The 19786-nt window shown below is 45.3% G+C and carries 16 protein-coding genes; 1 reads left to right on the top strand and 15 read right to left on the bottom strand.

What is annotated here, in order from left to right; all coding sequences use genetic code 11:
- Positions 1-8 precede the first annotated feature (8 nt).
- The 15 genes from AC58QM_RS12260 to AC58QM_RS12190 form a co-directional block, all read right to left on the bottom strand.
- Positions 9-1163, bottom strand: coding sequence for an NAD(P)/FAD-dependent oxidoreductase (locus AC58QM_RS12260; protein WP_497284245.1), 1155 nt, complete (start codon positions 1161-1163; stop codon positions 9-11).
- Positions 1163-1879 (bottom strand): methyltransferase domain-containing protein, encoded by a 717-nt coding sequence (locus AC58QM_RS12255; RefSeq protein WP_497284473.1) that lies wholly within the window; start codon positions 1877-1879, stop codon positions 1163-1165. The genes AC58QM_RS12260 and AC58QM_RS12255 overlap by 1 nt, the downstream gene beginning before the upstream one ends.
- Complete coding sequence (locus AC58QM_RS12250) at positions 1872-3020, bottom strand: type III polyketide synthase (RefSeq protein ID WP_497284243.1); 1149 nt, start codon at positions 3018-3020, stop codon at positions 1872-1874. Before AC58QM_RS12250 ends, AC58QM_RS12255 begins: the two co-directional genes overlap by 8 nt.
- A 171-nt stretch (positions 3021-3191) precedes the next feature.
- Positions 3192-3968, bottom strand: a complete 777-nt coding sequence (locus AC58QM_RS12245) for a carbohydrate deacetylase (protein ID WP_497284241.1) — start codon at positions 3966-3968, stop codon at positions 3192-3194.
- Entirely contained in the window at positions 3961-6357 is a 2397-nt protein-coding gene (locus AC58QM_RS12240) for an alpha-L-rhamnosidase-related protein (RefSeq protein WP_497284240.1), read from the bottom strand. Before AC58QM_RS12240 ends, AC58QM_RS12245 begins: the two co-directional genes overlap by 8 nt.
- Positions 6347-7618: an MFS transporter gene (locus AC58QM_RS12235; RefSeq protein WP_497284239.1), complete on the bottom strand. Its 1272-nt coding sequence runs from the start codon at positions 7616-7618 to the stop codon at positions 6347-6349. The genes AC58QM_RS12240 and AC58QM_RS12235 overlap by 11 nt, the downstream gene beginning before the upstream one ends.
- The gene (locus AC58QM_RS12230) at positions 7618-8718 is read right to left on the bottom strand and encodes a Gfo/Idh/MocA family protein (RefSeq protein WP_497284237.1); all 1101 of its coding nucleotides are present in this window, start codon (positions 8716-8718) and stop codon (positions 7618-7620) included. Before AC58QM_RS12230 ends, AC58QM_RS12235 begins: the two co-directional genes overlap by 1 nt.
- 19 nt (positions 8719-8737) lie before the next feature.
- A complete protein-coding gene (locus AC58QM_RS12225; protein WP_497284235.1) occupies positions 8738-9508 on the bottom strand; it encodes a sugar phosphate isomerase/epimerase family protein in 771 nt (256 codons plus the stop codon).
- 157 nt (positions 9509-9665) lie between these two features.
- On the bottom strand, positions 9666-11072 hold the full coding sequence (locus AC58QM_RS12220) for an ADP-ribosylglycohydrolase family protein (RefSeq protein WP_497284471.1): 1407 nt from the start codon (positions 11070-11072) through the stop codon (positions 9666-9668).
- Between the two features lie 32 nt (positions 11073-11104).
- The gene (locus AC58QM_RS12215) at positions 11105-12721 is read right to left on the bottom strand and encodes an extracellular solute-binding protein (RefSeq protein WP_497284233.1); all 1617 of its coding nucleotides are present in this window, start codon (positions 12719-12721) and stop codon (positions 11105-11107) included.
- A 101-nt stretch (positions 12722-12822) separates the two neighbouring features.
- Entirely contained in the window at positions 12823-13692 is an 870-nt protein-coding gene (locus AC58QM_RS12210) for a carbohydrate ABC transporter permease (RefSeq protein ID WP_497284231.1), read from the bottom strand.
- A 9-nt stretch (positions 13693-13701) separates the two neighbouring features.
- On the bottom strand, positions 13702-14622 hold the full coding sequence (locus AC58QM_RS12205) for an ABC transporter permease (protein ID WP_497284230.1): 921 nt from the start codon (positions 14620-14622) through the stop codon (positions 13702-13704).
- Between the two features lie 180 nt (positions 14623-14802).
- Positions 14803-17073: an AraC family transcriptional regulator gene (locus AC58QM_RS12200; protein ID WP_497284227.1), complete on the bottom strand. Its 2271-nt coding sequence runs from the start codon at positions 17071-17073 to the stop codon at positions 14803-14805.
- Between the two features lie 202 nt (positions 17074-17275).
- Positions 17276-17890: a PH domain-containing protein gene (locus AC58QM_RS12195; protein ID WP_497284226.1), complete on the bottom strand. Its 615-nt coding sequence runs from the start codon at positions 17888-17890 to the stop codon at positions 17276-17278.
- A 71-nt stretch (positions 17891-17961) separates the two neighbouring features.
- Complete coding sequence (locus AC58QM_RS12190; RefSeq protein ID WP_497284224.1) at positions 17962-18837, bottom strand: helix-turn-helix domain-containing protein; 876 nt, start codon at positions 18835-18837, stop codon at positions 17962-17964.
- Positions 18838-18975: 138 nt separating this feature from the next.
- On the opposite strand from AC58QM_RS12190, the gene AC58QM_RS12185 reads away from it, so the two are divergent.
- Positions 18976-19758 (top strand): phytanoyl-CoA dioxygenase family protein, encoded by a 783-nt coding sequence (locus tag AC58QM_RS12185; protein WP_497284222.1) that lies wholly within the window; start codon positions 18976-18978, stop codon positions 19756-19758.
- Positions 19759-19786 lie beyond the last annotated feature (28 nt).

Genomic DNA, 19786 nt, shown 5'->3' with positions numbered 1-19786 from the left:
CCCCCTTCTTAGAACTCAGATTCGTTAAGCCTAGTCGCTCTAACCAATTTTTCAGCTAATCGTGGTGTGTATTTTGCTGCAGCAAACATCATGTTGGGTAAATACGGCACACGTAACAGTCCCTGCAACAGATGGCCCCATTTCAGGGGGCCCTTGAATTCCCGATGAATGGCTTGCGTGTACAACAGTTCCCACTCCGCTAAGGTGATATCCCCCTTCAGATACCGTGAGGCCAAAGGCGCACAGAGCGCTGCTGATCGCAGCGCCATCGACATCCCGTCACCGCAAAGCGGCGGTAACATCATGGCGGCATCTCCAAGGCAAGGCATTTCATTCCATGCCATAGGTTTGTTCGTTAGCTTTACAGGCGAAACAGCCACTTGTGTTCCAGGAACTGGTCGTGCAGACGATAGGCGCTCAGACAGCTTACCATGTCTAGCGCTTGCCGCATCAATCAACCCGAGAATAGATTTCTCAGCATCCGGAAACTTTCCTCGCTCCAGTAAAGCGGCCATGTTCACCCGTCCCTCTTCAATTGGCGATAGACCTAGGTAACCGCCTTCAAAGAAATAGAGCTCAACAACCCCACGCATGTCGATCCCTTCATAATGAGATTTCACGCCTAGATGTGTTCCTGGGATCGATTTCACAACATCTCGCTGGTGATGCTTGTTCAGTGTGCTTAAGCCAATCGCACCGCAAGCAGCAATCACAGCCCGCACTTGATACACATGAGCTTCTCCTTGCTGTTTCGTCTCAATCACATATCCCCGTTCAACAGGCTGTACAGCACTTACCATAGTTTCAGTCTGCACCTGCACACCTGAGCGCAAAGCGGCATGGTGAAGAACCGTATCCAGCTGATATCGGCTTACTCCCCAAGCTGTTCCCGGAAGAGCTATCTGAAGTTGCTTACCTCGGCTAAGAATCAAGTTTGTCTGCTTGATCTTACTTGGCTTTAGGGCAGCAACTGCCTCACGCAGTCCAAGCATTTTCAGCATTGCGAGGGATTCAGGGGACAGAAACTCTCCGCAAACCTTATGCCTTGGGAATGCTTTGCGATCGAACAACACGGTATTCCAGCCGTGATCAGCTAAGGACTTCGCCATCACACTGCCTGCGATACCTGCACCAATCACGGCAACGTCATAGGTGTGAATCATCAGGCTTGCTCCTTTTTCTCAATCACAACCGCATATCTGAACAAAGGCCTCCAAGAAACCAACATATTTGAGATGCCCATCGCATTACGAAGGGACATCCAATCCCCTGCACGGAAGCCTTTCGCTACCGACAGAGGCCCGTCATTCCGAATATATCGATTGTTGGAGATGAGATGTGCTGTAACCCATACTGCCGCCCAAGCGATCCAATGCCGGTGGATATCATTAATAACGACGCCTAGCCGCGATGCTTTCAGCATACATCCGACAACTTGAGGAAGTTCATTATTGTTAAAATGATGCACAAATTGTGTGCTGGTCGTAATATCGACCCCATTTTCTGGAAGTTCAAATAAGCTGCTTCGCATGACACGTACACGTGGCTCGCTGCGGAATAGCTCTCTTGCTTCCGCACAAGCTTCCTCGGTAATATCAACTAACGTGATGCTAAGCGCTACCCCATTTTCATCCGCCCAGCGCAAAAGATGCCGATTAACATCTCCAGAGCCAGATCCAACATCCAGAATCGATAACGTGCGGGGTTTGCCTGCTTGTAGCCAGAGACGCTTAAAGCCAAATAAAGTAGGCCCTGCAGCACCAAAAATACGATTAAGAAGGCGCAAATGCTGCAGGGCTTGTCGAAGTTCGGGGCCACCTGAGGAAAAGTCATCCATTAATTCATGCTGCACAGCCCTTTGTTTGAGCCCTTTAAACATAGGTTTCATCTAACTTCTTTTCATCATGGACAGGCATACCCAAATAAGTAATTTGAATCATCTCACAAGTAAGTCCTGGTCCGAATGCAAGGGATATCCCACTTGTTGGTCCAGCTCCGCGATTCGCGAGTTCCTGCCTAGTTTGATCTAATACAAAAAGAATCGTTGCAGAGGACATATTGCCAAAATTGCGCAATACGGTTCGGCTCGGATGCGTTTCATCTGCTGATAATCCGTAAACCTCCTCTAAGGTATCAATAATCCCTTTACCGCCAGGATGAATCGCCCAAATATCTGGTCGCGGACCTCCGGACAGCAGATGCTCTATTTGTTCGGGAATCCATGTCCCAATTAATTTAGGAATATTCGGGGACAGATACAGATCAAAGCCGTGATTTCCCACATCCCATTTCATTTCATCCGCACAATCTTGTAATAGAATCGAATGATCGTTCCCTAGTTGAAAAATGGGATGCTGCTGATCATTACTGACACCGACTACACAAGCAGAAGCACCATCTCCGAAAAAGGAAGCACCAAATAGAGCCTCACGATCACTAGAAGGCTGAATGTGAAGTGTACAGAGCTCAACACAGACTACTAGTATTTTGGCTGTTGGAAGGCTGGAGGCGATTTGGCGGGACAAACAAACAGCCTTCAAACCAGCCGCACATCCTAAGAAATTGAATGGAATTCGATTGACATTGGCGGCTAGTCCCAACTGATGCGTCAACGCAGCATCGAGTCCTGGCAGGAACTGACCCGTACAACTTACGGTGATCAGATGCGTAATGTCAGACACGTCTACTTGAGCATCATCCAATGCTCTGTTAGCCGCCTGCAAAGCTAAAGGCACAGACTCGCGCTTGTACGTCGCCATTCGATCAGAAGTCGATGGTGCTTGGTCATTGTTTTGTGAAAAATATCGGCAATTCTCTGCTGTTTCCAGCAGGTTCGGTTCACACGTATATCTGGTTTCTACGCCGCATTGCTTGAAAATTTTTTTCGCCCAACGCGCGGAGTTAGGATTGTCACGTAAGGCGTCCGTTAATCGCTGTGAAGTATCTGCTTGATCTAGACGGAATTCAGGCACAGCTGTGCCAATCCCAAGAATTGCGATAACCTGATCTTTTTGTTTCATGATCTATTCTCATCCCCTTGGCTCATTCAATTCTTGGCTGGACATGCAGGTCACTTTACACATATCTATTCAAGAAACAAGCCTTATATACGTAACAACAAAAAACCGCTGGTCCAACATGACTTCTCATGTCGGATCAGCGGTTTAAAAACTTTTTGGTGTAAGCAAGGGTTATAGAAATTTATCTAGCTCGTCATACCGAATAGGCTGAATGCCTTGCTCAGAGCAGTATTGCATAAGACGTTTGCTCAGTAACAGCTCCCGATCCCAACTACGGTCAAAGGCCACCTTGTCCCAAGGAGAACGTTGATTGCCGAGCAGGCGCATATCTTCATAACTGTAGGCAGGATGACTTACCCATGTGTAGCAACCAGGGGCGACTCCCTCGAGAGACGCTATCAGATTGTCAACCCTATCGGAGCTTCCTCCATTCCTAGGTAACCGACGGTCCATCCAGCGAAAATAAAACAACCCCTCTTGCCGGCACCAAGCCGCTAACGCCTCGGTAAAACCTTCAATGACAAGACCGAATTGCATATGCTCATCTACATAGGAAATGTGAAAACCTAACTCACGGAGTCGGTCATACTGCGCCTGCACTTCACTCATGGCTTCCTCCAGCTGTGGATGATTGGCTTGAAGCAATGCCGTTGTAGGGTAAAAGTAACCATCACAGTCTACAAGCGATTTCACTTGCTCTCTCGACTGGATCGGTCCCCACTTCAATTGATCCCACTCGGAATTAAAGGTTAAATGAAGTCCAAAACATATATCATCATGACCTACGAACAGCTGGGCAGCTTCCTCGATAGCGGGACCATTCGCCATTAATGAAACGTTTTTTAGGATGCCTCTGTGACAAGCCTCAAGGAGGGCTTCGTTCGTAGCTCGATTAAGACCACAATCGTCCCCTCGTGTAATCACATACACTTGTATCTGCTTACTCACTTAATTTGCACCAAATTTCATAGGACTGACACTCATCTACTGCTATTTCTGTCCCGTCGGGAAGCCTAAGCTCGACAGGTATATCCGATGGAGCTGAGAGGCAGATACGGAAATGGTCTCCACCTTCAATCGACCATTCCACATGAACAGGACCATTCACTGTCGGCACCGTACCTTTAGCCCATGTCAAACCCTCTGTCTGAGGCGCGACTCTAATTTTATTAAAGCCAGGTTCGGTCGGTTGTACACCAAGCACCATCATGGCATATTCAGATAGCGGCAACGCACTCCAAGCATGGCAGTCGCTTCGTGGAGACTTATGATCGATCTCAGGAAGTGTCGTCAAATGCTGGCTAAGAAAGGTTCTCCAACGGTCCCATTGCTTGTGGGCATGTTGATACAAACCAGTCATTTCTAAGGCTCGGAATAATTGAAATGACATAGGTGTAGATACCTTATCCAGCGATTTGTCAGCCAGTATTCGGAGCATCAACTCACGAGCTTCTCCGTCTTTGACCGCACCTGATAAGACCGCCAAGACCTGCACATGCTGGCTGGTTTTCTCTGTATTCGGTATATCGACAAAAATCTTACGCTCATGTGACCAGCAATTCTTGCGAACAGCCTCATGGACTCGCTCTTGTTTTTCAAGGCATTCCCGTGCTGCATCTTGCCACCCCGTCCATTCGTAAAGCTTTGCCGCTCTTTCAAGTGCTGCAGCGTACATGAGACTTAGGATCGTAAGCGGCGGATTTTCTCTACCTGCAGGGGAGCCCGAAGTCCAGTCCTTCACATTATCGATGTAAGCCCAGTACTTATCTGGTGTAGCCCCTATTATTCCTTCAGGTGTCAGCAAGTTGTCGAACCATTGCAGCAGATCCGACATCGTCGCCCGATACGACTGAAGTAATTCCAGATCTCCGAAATACATATAATGCTCATACAGCATATGAATCCAATATAGCGAAAATGAAGGAATTACGCGCGGCTCCATGGACGGATATCGGCATTGCAGCATGCCTGATGGCAGTCTGGAGCTATGGAAATCGAACATCGCACGCCTGGGCAGACGATCATCTGTCGACAACTGATAGGTATACATCATTTGCAGCCTGGTATCCATGATATACTGCAGCTGCTCATAATAAGGGCAATCCTCATAAGTCTCGTGCATACACCTTTGTAGCGTATTCAGGCTTATTTCCCATATTTGATTCAGCTCTGGATCCGAACAAGCGAAAGCCCCTTCTATTTCAAGTGGGTACCCCGTATCCCTGAATGTAATCCCAATTAGATGAATTGGTGCATCTCCAGCATGCACTTCAAGCCGTACGAAACGAGCCGTACGGAACGTGAATGGTTCATAAATCTCTGGATTTTGCTCGGTTCCAACTCCAGCCACCGTATACTGATCGTATTCGCCCAGCAAACAGCCACCTTCAGCTTGATCGCGAATTCCTTTTTCTCGGTTACCAGACATCGACGGTAGGGGTTCATAGCATTCTGCACAAAGTAGGCGGATTAGGCTGCTGCCTCCTCCACCCATCGAAAGCTGAATATAGCCGGTTGCGAGCATGCCCACATCGAACTCTGCCCATACCTTGCCTCCAGCTGGTACGGTTAAGACATCTAAACCTTCAATCAGCCGTTGCACTTTCTCAGCTTCGATCCCTTCGACCCGTACAAGCTTTGCCCAGTCAGTATCCGTTTCATAAAGCGGGGGAATTGGCCTTGCTTTCAAATTCCATGGCTGGAACAACCCCCAATTATCCCTCGTGGCCATAAAGGCTACTGCTGGTTTCCAATCACCGTCATGGTAGGCAATCTGCTGCCAGCCATGTGGCAGGTACTGGCCTTCGACACGCTCTAAGCCTCCCAGCCACGAAGTTACCTTCGTAGGCTCAAGATGGAAACCCTGATCCTCCATGCATTTCCATTGGTGGTCCGTATGCAGTGAAGTTACGAGGGTTTCATCCCTCTTAACCAATGCCCCATCCAACCAGAAACCACCTAACTCGGCACGGGTTACAGACATTGGCCCCGCCTTACCCTCGCCATGCCACGGAGATGCGTAGTAATAGTGCAGTACCTTTGCTGCCAGCACGTTTTTTCCTCGTTTTAACTTATCGGTCAGATCAACTGTTTCATAATAATGATTCCAGGTATCCCCTTTGCAAGGACCAACGGAGACCGACTCTCCATTTAAATAAAGACGGTATCGGCTATCTGCTGATATTTGTACGATGAGATTAGCATCTGAAGAATCTTCAACCTCGAATTCACGTCGAAAATAGACGAGTTCATGGTCTCTTATTGATCTGCTTCGCTCCATGCCATTGGCCCAGATCCACATGCCCTGCCAACGTTTGCTTTCTTCCCTATAAGCCATGTTGTTGACTATCCTCCTCATTCATGTGATTCAGCCAATTGCGCTGTTCTCTGTGATGCATCACAGACATGTACCCGAACATTAGAGCCGCAACAAGAGCTAATAACGATCCCACTGCATACAAAGTATTGAAGTTAAAACGATCTATGATCCAGCCCCCACCGTTGCTGGATATCAGGCTTGCCAAATTGACTGAAATAACGGCAAACATCGTTTGTCCCGTCGTTTTAAGTCCATCATGAGTCATTTCATAAATAAAAGTGATACCAGCCGCTGTATATAGTCCAAACGTTATGCCGTGCAGTACTTGATTTATAATCAGCCAACCGAACGTTGGCTCTAGAGACATCACGAACCAGCGCAGAGCGGCTGCGAGAGCGCATAAAGCGAGAATGTTGAAAAAACCAAATCGTTTAAGCAAGTAACCCGATAAAATTAAGAAAGGTAACTCACTGATTGCCGAAACCGTATTGAGCAGGCCAATGTTCTGTGATACTGCACCCCCCAGCTCGCTGACGAGCATAGGGAAAAATACATTGTAAAAGTTGCTTGCGATGCCAAGTAGAAACGCACACACAAGAAATAAGATAAAATTGCGATTTCCCATTAACTGCCGAAATCCGGAAGCCATCGCTTTCGTCTGCGGTGTCCCGGAGCTTACCGGCTTGACGATTAGCAGCGCAGCGTACGAGAGCGCCATCATGAGCATATGGACGACAAACATCGTATTAATGCCATATGTATTGTACAAGATGCCTAATGGCGTCACTGCAAGCGCAAAGCTGATCGACCCTAGCACGCGGATGTTACCGTAGCTTTGTCCATGCGCCTTGGCATGACCTACAGTCAGCTGTTCCATATTCGGTCGAACAACGGAGAACAAGAACGTGTAAAAGGCGGACACGATGATATACAAGTAAAACCGATCCCCAGCCAGCAGGAAACAGAAGGCAACGAGGGGAGTCAATAAAAGACTAGCCAAGACTAATCGCTTGCCAATGTTAAATCGGTCACTTAGTAGCCCCCATACTGGCTGAGCCGCGAGTCCGATCATGGGTCCTAGTGAATATAAAAGACCAATTTGGCTGTTACTCAAGCCCTGTTGGGAGAACCAATAACTCAAAAATGGTTGATAAGAAGAAACCGCCATATAGTACAGCAAAATATAGAGGTGCATGGCATATTTAGTTAAATGGTTGCTCTTCAGCACCGACATCGACGCGGGCCCTGGTGCTGATTGCTTTTCAAGTTTGGATGCCATTAGATTGGGATCATCGTAGATTTGGATTCAGCGAGGATTTCGTCCGCTCCAACTTCTCGACCTAATCGATCGGACATATAAATCCCTTCGCTGATCAGCATCGTCTGCAAAGCAAGCTGCGCCGTCGGAAGCAGCGGTACGCGACTCTGCAGAGCTGCAATCCAATGACTCTGCGAGGAATCGTAAGCATCCTCATTCTCAAATAGCTTGTGACGGCGGAAATCCATCGCATCCAGTTTCACGGTAGAATCGATCTCCAAATCGCTGAGCGTCGTATGATAACTGAATGGCGACAGTCGAATTCCTCCTTGCGATCCTACGATGCTGCTACCCTCGAATTCGTTCATATGAATCGCCCAAGCCTCGATAATATCCAGTGAGGCACCACCAGCGAACTTGATGAACCCAAGACCTAGCTCTTCTACATTGTAGCCGCTCTCCTCACGACGCTTCGGATCCATGTCGGTTTCCTGATATATTTTCCCGCTCACCCGCTCCACTTTTTGCTGACCCAACAAGTACAGCATTTGTGAAATATGATAGATCCCCATATCGAAAAGTGCTCCACCTGCAGATTCCTGCTTGCGCACAAATGTCGGCGTACCATAGCCGTCGACGTAAGGACGACCCCGACGACGGTATCCTGTCGAGCGTGCATGGTACAACCGGCCCAGCTTGCCGTCTTCGATGAGCAGCTTCGCAGCCTTTGTCTCTTTCGTGTACAGCTGTCCGAGCTGCACATGCAGCATGCGACCGGTGTCCTCCGCAGCCTGAAGCATCTTGACTCCGTCTGTGTAGGAGCCAGCTATCGGCTTCTCGCAATAGACATGCTTGCCGGCTTCCAGCGCGGCTATCGTTACGGCCGCATGGTAGTTGTTATGCAGGCATACATCGACGGCATCAAGATCATCGCGCTCCAGCAATTTACGGAAATCGGTATACTTATTCAGAATTTGATTTGCCGAACAGACACGCTCCAGCTCGGTCTCATTAATATCACAGGCTGCGACAATTTCCACATCTGCGATTTCTGCATATCGCTTCAAATGACCTTTGGCAATTTGTCCAACGCCGATCATGCCGATTCTCTTTTTCCCCATGTCGTTGTACTCCTTTCAATTATTGTTGCTTTGTTTTTAGAGCACGCTTAACGGAGGAAAGCAGCCATTCCACTTCGGCATATTGATCCCCTGGTGCATTGTATTCCAAGCCTAAACATCCTTTGTAATCGGCATCTCGCAAAATACTAAGACATTCCTCTAGTCGAGTCACCATATTATTGGCGTCTAGATGCGTATGCATGATGTACTTGGCAACTCTTCGATCACCATTCTCGATATCGCTGCGCCAGCGATTGAAATGCAGCAATATCCCGTATGCTGGATGGTCTACCGCTTCGGAAACGCGTTGCATCACATCTGGGTACAGCTGAGCACCGTAATGATTTTCGGGTCCTACCTTGAAGCCTGCGTTGTAAGCAAATTCGCTGTACTCCTTATATCCGGAAACGATGCAATCGAATTGCTCTTCCGTTAAATCTGTCTGATCACGTACGCCAAAGTCGAGGCGCATTGTACGTGCTCCGAGATACGCTGCCGCCCGTAGATGAGCAAACGCATTACGTCGCAGCTCCTCCCGCTGCTCCCGATCGTCATGCCACAAATCCGCCCAGTCGACGCACAGATTCACAAGCTTAAGCTCCTTCTCTTCAAGCGCTTCTTTGACTTTGCGCAGATAGTCTTCTTCCGTGCTTACCAGCATACCGTTCCAAATATCAGCGGTTTCTAGACCATATCGATATTTACATGATTCCAAGTACCCGAATAGATCCATCTTGCCTTCTTTGCGCAGCCCGTTAAATGAATATGAAGCAATGGAAATGTTTTTCATTAAAATCAGCCTCCCATAAATTTTTGAGTATGAAACATATAACCGGATACCCATCTCGAACCAACGAAGCTGCTTAAGCAAGCGTTTTCACAGATAAGTTAATGGATACTGCTTGCACAGGCAGTTTTTTTATTATATGTTCCTCTTCTGATCCCCATTAGTCCGAAATTACCGAACTAAATTCTGATCTAATTTTCTTAAACACCCGAAAGCTCCGCTCGGCACATTCCGATATCGCAACCGGATGGAAACCTGGAAGATTCGAATACAAGGTATCGTTCAATGGTTGTGTCCATTGGGAGGGGATGTTTTTCGCACCAAGGAATGCCCCCATGATCGAGCCTACGGTTGCGCCATTGCAATCTGTATCCCAGCCTCCAAGTACAGCAGTTGTTATCGCCTTGGTAAAATCACCATCACCATGGATAAGTGCAGCTGTTACAAGTGCAGCGTTATTGTTGGTGTGCACCTCATGATAATGATTGAACGCTATCCAGATTCGCTCAATCATCCTCTGTTGATCCGGTGTGCTTTTGGCAATCTGGACCGCCTTCCGAATATCCTGGGCCAGCCGGCACGTTTGCGGAATTTCACTCAAGCCAATCTCAACGACCTTTTCGATATTCGTTTCAACAAAAGCTGCCGCTATCATTGCAGCAACAAACATTTCCCCATAAATCCCATTCTTAACATGGGAGAAAGAAGCATCTCTCCAAGCTAATTCTGCGGCTAATGCCGGATTCCCTGCAGCTCCATAAGCCAAGCCATTTGCACGAATCTGTGCACCGATCCATTCTCGGTAAGGATTCTGATGATGCCTCACCCAATTCAACTTTTCCTGCCAGTCCTCTGGCTGATCTGCACCGAGATGATGTGTCACATGAGCGAAATTCATATACGCTTGTGTTTCTGCTGTGCATACCGACTGATAGGGCAGCATTTGGTGCCATAGCTTGCCCACATCCCAGGTGTTAAACTCCAAGCCATAGCGTTCCAATAAGACCAATCCTAGTACAGTATAACGGATATCATCATCGGTCGGCATGAATTGGATTTGTTCCAGAGTCGCAGGCAAATGCGACGGACGTATCGATATCTCCCAGTTCTCTTCAACTTTTGAGTGGATGGGTGCATAATTCACGATAGGCCATGCATTCGCTCCTTTAAACCACAGCTCGACGTATTTCCAACCAGGATGCCAGATATCCCCTTTCATAAACGGAGCCGTTTCAAAAGGCAGCCCCAGCGCACAGCCGGAACACCGACCGAGCCATGCGCCTAGGAACTTATCCCGCCACTTGTCATCTGTATAAGACGGCATTCTTCTAATAGGACTTTCCGGTCTCAACTGCTGGATGGTCTCTAAGTCATTCGGCTCGTTGAAAGGGAAATCAGACTGCGGACTTAGCTGAGATAAGACTTGGTAGAATTCCTGCAGCTCAGCTTCCGTCCACTCCATGGATGCCTTCCATCGTGTTTCAAATTCCTTAACTTCGCAGCCCTCTTCTCGCTTCTGCCGAATTTCCTCTCTTACTAAATCTCTCACGTTCATCCAACCAGCCAGTTACATCACCTTCTCCATCATGTCCCTAGCCTTTATTTCATATAACGTGTGTAAGCTGCTTGCTGAACTGCCGTCAACTCGTCTACACCCATATCTTTCATCTTCTTCATGAAGCCATCGTAACTCTTCTCGACATCCTCTGCGCCCATAATCCACTTCTGAACCATTTCTCTTACATATGTGTTGATGGCTACCGATAGTTGATCGAATTTCTTCTTCTCATCTGCTGTATAATTTAAGATCGGAAATGGTTTTTTCATGTATTTGTTCTTGGAGTAATCATCAACGGCTACAATGGAATCTGGTGTAGAGACTACTTTCGTGAACTCCAGGGATTGCACATAACCGAATTCATGCTGGGCACCGAACTTATACATATTTTCCAAAGGCGTTCCTTTCATAATCTCCGGCATCATTTTGATTTGCCCGTTTTCCTTGGTATACGTTTGACCTTCAATTCCGAAATTAGCTAAACGATTGCCTTCTTCGGAGAACCAGAAATCCAAGTATTTGATGGACTCTACCGGATATTTATTTTTCGCGCCAATGCCCCAACCGTGATTACCGAATTTTTGTTGCCATGTCGCCTCAACATGCTTGCCGTTTACGTTCTGAGGAGGTGCAATGACCGCTAGCTCTAAGCCTGGAATTTGCGTAGCTAAAGAACGATTAAAGTTCAATGTACTCGGGAAGAAGTCATGTGTAGATCCACCTTTGTTCTCACCCAATAAAACATCTCTAGCTTTGGCCCCTCTTGTAAAAATCTCAACATCAATAAGTCCCTCTTTATACCATTTGGCAATATTCGTCATCGCGGTTTTGAACTGTGGTTGTGTAGGTCCATATGTCAGTTTGCCATCGGATTCAGCCCACTGGAGCGTTAAATCTCCACCGTATGTAGCATCGAAAAATACAAGGAGATCATACACACCACTAGTATCTCTGCTAAAGTACGGCACTTCATCTGCTTTACCATTGCCGTTTGGATCTTTCTCTTTAAACGCTTTTAGAACGTTATAATATTCCTGATACGTCTTCGGAGTGGAAAGACCAAGCTTCGTCAGCCAGTCCTTCCGAATGAGCCAACCTTTACTAACACCACTTCCATCGAAGACGTAAGGGATGAAGTACATTTTACCATCAGCAGCTTTCGCATACCTTGCGTAGTCAGGGTCCTTTTCCATAAACTTCTTAAGGTTCGGTGCATGTTTATTAATCAAGTCTGTTAAATCCATCAAAGCACCTTGCGGGCCATAAGTTTTCATCGTCTCACGGAAGCCGTGAACAATATCAGGAACTTCATTGGATGCAATCATCAGGTTGAACATTTCACCACTTTTGGAACCGCTACTAGGTCCCGTGCCTTTTAAGGTCACATTCGTTAACTCGGCTGCCTTCTTAAACACCGCCCAATTATTATCAAACGCGAAGCGATCGCCATAATGCATATGTATAGTCAGATCAAGAGGTTTCTCGCTCACCAGGCTGCCAGCTAATTTCTTCGGCTCTGGCGTTGCTGCAGGAGCATTGCTTGCTGCAGGTGACTCACTGCTGTTGTTGCTCGTGCTGCAACCGACTAATCCAGCAGCAAGACCCATAGCTAATACCAACGAAATCCCTTTGTTCATGCGTGTTTTTCTCTTCATCATTGATCGTAAACCTCCCATTATATGTTTATTATATATGAGAAAAACGTCATGCGACGTAGTTCCATAAGTTAACAATCCTGTTTCTTTGACCCAGAATTGCGCTAGCCCTTCAACGAGCCAATCATGACCCCTTTAACAAAAAACTTCTGAACGAATGGATAAACAATGAGGATTGGCAGCGTCGCTACAATGATCGTGGCATAGATAACCGTTTCCTGCGCTGTAACACTTAAATCGCTCAAATTCTTAATTTCATCAGATACTTCCATTTGCACGACTAACTTCTTTAACAATACCTGCAAGGGCATTTTCGATTCTGCCTTTAGCAGCACCATGGCCCAGAAATAGGAGTTCCAATGCCCAACTGCGTAGAATAGACCGATTGTCGCCAATGCTGGTTTAGAAAGCGGGAGATAAATGCTCCAAAGAATTCGCCAGTCGCTAGCCCCGTCCACCTTCGCTGACTCTTCCATTTCCTCTGGTATGGCCTGCAAGAACGTTCTAAGAATAATGACATTCATCGTGGATATCGCAAAGGCGAGTAAAAATCCTGTTCGACTATTGAGCAAGCCCAAATCCTTGAGGTTCAAGTAAGTGGGAATCATCCCTGCACTAAACATCATCGTAAATGCAATGAAGAAACCGATTGCGGTTCTGCCCACTAACCTTTTTTTCGAGAGCGGATACGCCCCCATCGTTGTAAATAGCAAATTGACGAGCGTGCCTGCCACCGTATAAAAGATCGTGTTCGCATAAGCGACCCAGAGCCCCTTCTCTGCCAACACCGTCCTATAAGACTCCCAAGTGATCCCTTTAGGCAGTAAAATGACATCTCCTCTTAGTACATACTGCGCCTTACTAATAGAGGCAGAGAAGACATAAATAAACGGATAAATCGTGGATAATGCAAGCAGTGAAAGAAACAGATAGTTAATAATTGAGAAAATCTTTTCTCCTCTAGAGAGTCTCATGCTGGTCACCTACCACAATCCGTTGCCGGTAATTTTTTTGCTGATTTTATTGCTCAGAAAGACTAGAACTAGACCTACCGTGTTATTAAAAAGGCCTACTGCTGTCGCCAAATCATATTTGCCTTGGACTAAGCCAGAACGATAGGTATAGGTGCTCAACACATCTGCCGTTGCATAGGTTGATGGCTGATATAATAAAATGATGGCTTCATGTCCTACTTCCAGAAAGTTGCTAATTCGAAGCAGCAGCATAATGACGATCGTTGGCAAAATACCGGGGAGGGATATATGCCACATCCGTTTCAGCTTATTCGCCCCATCCATGGTTGCAGCTTCGAACAGTTCTGGGTTAACCCCAGATAAGGCAGCGATGTAGATGATGGCACCAAAGCCGACTTCCTTCCAGATGCCCATCGATATAAAGATCGTTCGGAAGTACTCGGGAATAGTCAGAAAATAAATTTTGTCCCCGCCAAGTTTCTCAATTAGAAGGTTGATAAAACCATTTGTTGGAGCGAGAAAGTTGGTTACAAGCCCAGCGACAATGACAATGGAAATGAAATGCGGCATATAGGTCATCGTCTGAATGATTTTGGTAAACCAAAGTTTTCTAACCTCATTAAGAAGAAGTGCCAAAATTATTGGCGCTGGAAATGCAAAGAGAAGACCATACAGACTAATCAAAGCTGTGTTTGACAGGTTTCTTAAGAAATAAGGACTTTTGAAAAAAACCTCAAAGTTTGCAAATCCTACGAAGGAGCTTCCCTTAATTCCTTTAAATAAGTTGTACTCCTGGAAGGCAACAATTAACCCGTACATCGGCTTATATTGAAACAAGAAGTACCATAATACGAATGGGGCCAACAATAGATATAAAGCATAATCCCTTCTCACCCTACTCGTGATACCGTTTACATTTCTGCCAATCAATTCATTCACTTCCTTCTGCGAACTGGATAGGTGATCATCGTTTGGTTCATAGCTCAGTTATAAAGGCTGAACGGGTTCACCGTAAATCATTAAAATTTGTGATGATCACGATTTTGCAGACCCGCAATAAATCAGTATTTCTCGCCTATTTATCCAAAAAAAACGAGATACATATGAGGGCTAGCCCGCATTCGTATCTCGTTTCTTCATATATTGGCCTGGCGAAATTCCTTCATATTTCTTGAAGATGCGAATAAACGTATTCGCATTGTTACACCCGACAAGCAAGGCCAAATCTTGAATTTTCACGTCTTCTCGCTCTAAGAACTCCTTCGCCTTCTTCACACGATGGATATTCAAGTAATCTTTAAAATTTTCACCGGTATACTGTTTGAAAATAACGCTGACATAACTTGAAGATAGTTGCAGATGATCACTAATATCTGTTAGCGAGATGTCTTTGTCGTAATGATCACGAATAAAAGCAACCATTTTATCCGTTAAGACGTGATCCAGCTCCGCATTTTTCACATCTACTTTATTCAATAGTAAACGGACCAAAACCATGATAGCTTGTCGATATCCATCTACCTGCTCCTGATTCTGAAGCAAGCGAACTTGCCACTCATGGCCAAAGATATCCGAAGACTGTATCTGCAGCTGTAAGCACATTCTATTAATCGTAGTGATGAAAGCAAACGTTAAACTGCTGATATTCCCGCGGAATGAATGCTCATCCTCACAATTTCTAGCAATGAGTTGATGGATCAAAATTTCGGACTCTTTCTCATCACCCGTCATAATGTGCTGAATGAGCTCACGTTCGGCTTCCAAGGGGTAATAGAGATGATTCGCAAGAAGGGAAGATCGATCTTCCTCGGAAATCACGGATTTCCGCGTAAATTCAAAGCCTAACTCAAGCAAGTATAAGCAATCTCTATATGATCTTTCTATGTCTGCGTACGCATTGACGGTTCTGCCTACCACTGCTTTCCACTGTAACGGATAAGTACGATCCATCTCTTGTATGTATTGATTACAGAACTTAGTCATGTCATCAACCGTTTTTCCACAAACTAAGATTGCTAGTCGATGAAAGTCTAAATCTACGACAAAGCCTTTTCCAGCTTCACGCAGGTCCTCTTCTGCCTTAGCGATAAATTGCGACTTCACCGCCAACACACTTTCTCGCTCCATCGTGTCCAACGATTTAATGTCTGACATTTCAAAAACGGCAACGGAGCAAGGCAGCTCAATTACCTGCAGATCATGTTTTGACAGCTCATCCTCCATTGCGGCATAAGAAACCTTGCCTATAAGCAAATCCCTTAAATATTTAGAATGTAAGGAGCCTTTCTGATTTCGAATGATCTCCGTAAGCTCTTTATTTGCACTTTGGAACGTATCTGTAACTGACCTTAGGAATGAAAACTCATCTTCCTTTCCATTCACTTTACGACGATTACCTGCTGCTTCATGATAATGTACCAACGTCCGAACGGGTTTATAAGCGTTTCTTGCTAGCACAGCAGCTATGATTAATCCGGCAGTTAGACAAAGTAAACCAATAATCAGGGAATTACGTAGTACACCGTTGCTTCTCTTCCCCGCTGCACTTTCATTAATAATGTAACTGTAGTTCCAATCTTTCAACACTTTGCTGGATAATAAATAAAAGGTATGATCCGTTTTCACTTGCCGCTCGACTTGGGTAAAGCTTTTCCCCTCATTAAGCGCGTGCAATGACTTATGTATGGGTTCACTATTCGCTTGAAGTTCTTTATCTCCAGTATAGAAGAACATCATCTGTTCCTTATACACAATGGCGATGGCTTCATTCGATAGTTGACCTAACGCTGGAATAAACGAATCTGCCTTGAACGTTACGAAAAAGTAAATTTCTGCTGTACTGGGCAGCTTTGCTTTTACAGCTAACTTCACCGATTGTGAGGCTGAGCTTTCTAATTCATAGATGGAAGTTGGCCTGCTCTCGGATGCCGGACCAAAAAGCTTCTGTGAAATTTGCTCTTTATTCAAGCCTTGCTCTTGAAAATACCTATCGGTATCAATGGTATAGTCGGGTGTTATGACAGTACCTGCGTTGTTCATCGTCATGTCAATGCGAAAGCCAATGTTCGCATACGCATCATTATTTGTCCGCAATTCCCCTAAAGCTAAGGTATTGAAATAAGGATTCACGCCATTCCCACGGCTGTAATCTACGATCTTGTCATTACTTTTTAATCGATTAATACTATTGAGAGAAGACAGCAACATGCCGTCAATTTTGTCACGAACCTGTTCGATCAGCACACGTTGCTGTGCATCAATTCGTTTATCAGCAAATTCACTCTGATTGTAGTAATATACCCCTGAAGTCACGGATGCATAGAGTAACGCAACGATAAAAATGACTAAAAGCAGCTTAAAATAGTATTTTCCTGCTCGCATGTCATTCTCCTCCGGTCATCCAAATATGTTATGTAAACATGGATTGATAACGCTTACCTAAGGATTTTATATGCATTTTTTTAGATTATCAAGTTAAAAAAATAACCATTTTTTTGACTGATCTCGTTTTCATCTACTTTTTGCTCCCTAATTCAAACAAAAAAGCCTTGCAACAGCAAGGCTTCTTTCATTTACATGTTATTTAGTTATTAATATAACGTTCGAAAATGGCACCGAAATCCTTAACCTTTAACTCCGTGTGTTTCCCTTTCAACCAATTGTAGGTGGATTCATTAATCGCATCGAATTGGGTGACCGGAGAAGTCGTCTGTGTGGAGATTCGACCTGTTGCTTCCTTCGCAACAACTACGCTTTGCTTGGCGTATTCGAATAATTCCTCGTTATGCGCGACTGTCTCTGAAATTTTAATCAAAGCTTTGTACAAATCTTTGATTTGTTCAATTTGCTTTTTATCTACATCAATGGAGAAGTTGGTGTTACCGATAATGAATTTAATCTCCACATCAAGGTCGATCGTTCCTGCCGTTTCCATATACACTTGGGAGATCGCATGTGTATGGTAGCTAAAACGTTTCAGCACTCGCTTAGAGCTAATCGCACTATCTCCATCTAAATGGATGAGGGCAAGGTTCGTAAAACAATATTCATCCTTCTTGGACTTAATAATGAAGTAAATCTTCTCGCCATCCTCATGCATCACATAATCATCAGAATCGACCTTATCGAAATCCGCTGGGCTAATTACTTTACCAATATCACTTAAGCCTAATGCATCTGCTGCAAATTTCTTGAACACTGCAATCATCCTCTCATTTTGTAGATTAACCCCTATTATACTTTATTGGTAGAAATTAGATAAGTAGGAGATTATTCGCCATCGTACCGCTTCTCCTTTTGGCGAAACTGACCTGGCGGAAGCTTTTTTTCCATTTGAAATGTGCGTGAGAAATAATGAACTGAGGAAAACCCTGTCAATTCAGCTATTTCTTTAATCGGCAAGTCACTGTTTAGCAAGAGATGTGTGGCTTGTCGGATACGTTCACCACGAATAAAATTAGTGAAATTCTCATGAATCCCTTCTGAAAAAAGGCGAGAGAGATGCCGCTCTGACACACTCAAATAATCGGCAACGTCTTTCAGCTGCAACGATTGCGAGAGATTGTCGCGAATATAGAGCTTTGCACGTCTCATCAAGACATGCGTGCTTTTATGACGAACGACGGAAGATCTCGTACGTGATCCGAATACTGCCGGAAACGATACCAGCAAAGCATAAGCCACAGCATGCACAGCCGCATAAGGTAAACTGCCATGACCTTCGCGAATCAGCAGCGACAACCATAATTGAACCGTAGGCTGATGTTCCGCATCATACAGGATGACATCACCTTGCATAGCAAGTTCGTGATACGCGTCTCGGATCACATCCTCACTCATGCTCTCATCTAATTCAAACGCAATATATACGATGTTTAGTCCTTTGCCCGTACGAATTTGGTGCGTAATGCCAGGCTTAGAGCAAAACAGCGTTCCCCGACACAAGGGATATACGAGATCTCCCTCCGAATATTCACCTTCCCCATCCAAAATATAACAGATTTCGAAAAAGGAATGCTTATGCGGTTGATTATCGTACAGACAGGGATCAGCTCCCCAATAATTCACTTTAAAAATAGCTTCCGCGCCTTGGATGACTGTCAACGCTTCATTCAACATGGCATACGTTTCTTTATACTGATACATGAACTTCACCTTTTCATAAAAATGGCCTTATTGTGCAAAAGTATGTCCTCTGTTGAAAAAGATTACACTGACGCGATCTCCTATAATTATAGATAGAAAGCGGTTTAATGAGCAACCACAAATTGGAGGCATGGTACCATGATACAACCCAAGGATGTTGATTTTTACAAAGAGAATGGATATTTGCTAGTCAAAGGGGTTTTTAATGAAACGGAAGTCGTAGAGATGAGAGATGCGGTTGAGAACATTATTAAACGTGCTGCTCTCGCGAAGGCTGATCGAAATGATGCTTGGCAAGGGGATTATTTGCCTGCAGAGGAATTAAAAAAGCTCGTCCTCAAAGGCTTTCATGATGTCCATTATCACGATTCCGCCTTCATGCGAGCTGTAATTCATCCGAATATGGTAGCGGTTTTGAGACAAATTATAGGACCAAACGTTCAACTCCATCATTCGAAAATGCTGGTTAAACCGCCTGAGAATGGTGCAGCCTTCCCGATGCATCAGGATTATCCCTATTTCCCGCATGAGAAGCATACGATGCTAGCGGCAAGTGTTCATTTAGATCGCGCAGATGAAGAAAACGGCTGCCTCCGCGTTATTCCGGGCTCTCACCTCGCAGGGAGCTTGCAGCATATCGGCAGCCATTATCTGAATCATAAGGAATATCCCATTCATATGGGAACTCCGTGTGAGGCGGAAGCCGGCGATGTCTTGTTCTTTAACTATTTAACGATACATGGTTCATCATCGAATAAGAGCACAAGAACACGGCGAAATGTGTTGTTCCAATATCGGGAGGCTAGTGATTTCCCGACGACACAGGAGCATTATGACTGGGGCATGGGGTTAATGGTCAGCGGTGAGAACCCTAATTTCACGAAGGTGAAGCCTAACTACAAGATTATTAAAGACGCTTAGCGTGCTGTTGATATAAGCAAAAGCCCTA

The organism is Paenibacillus sp. J22P165 (assembly GCF_059692015.1).
The sequence above is the reverse complement of the archived record's forward strand: the minus strand, read 5'-3'. Positions and strand labels throughout refer to the sequence as shown.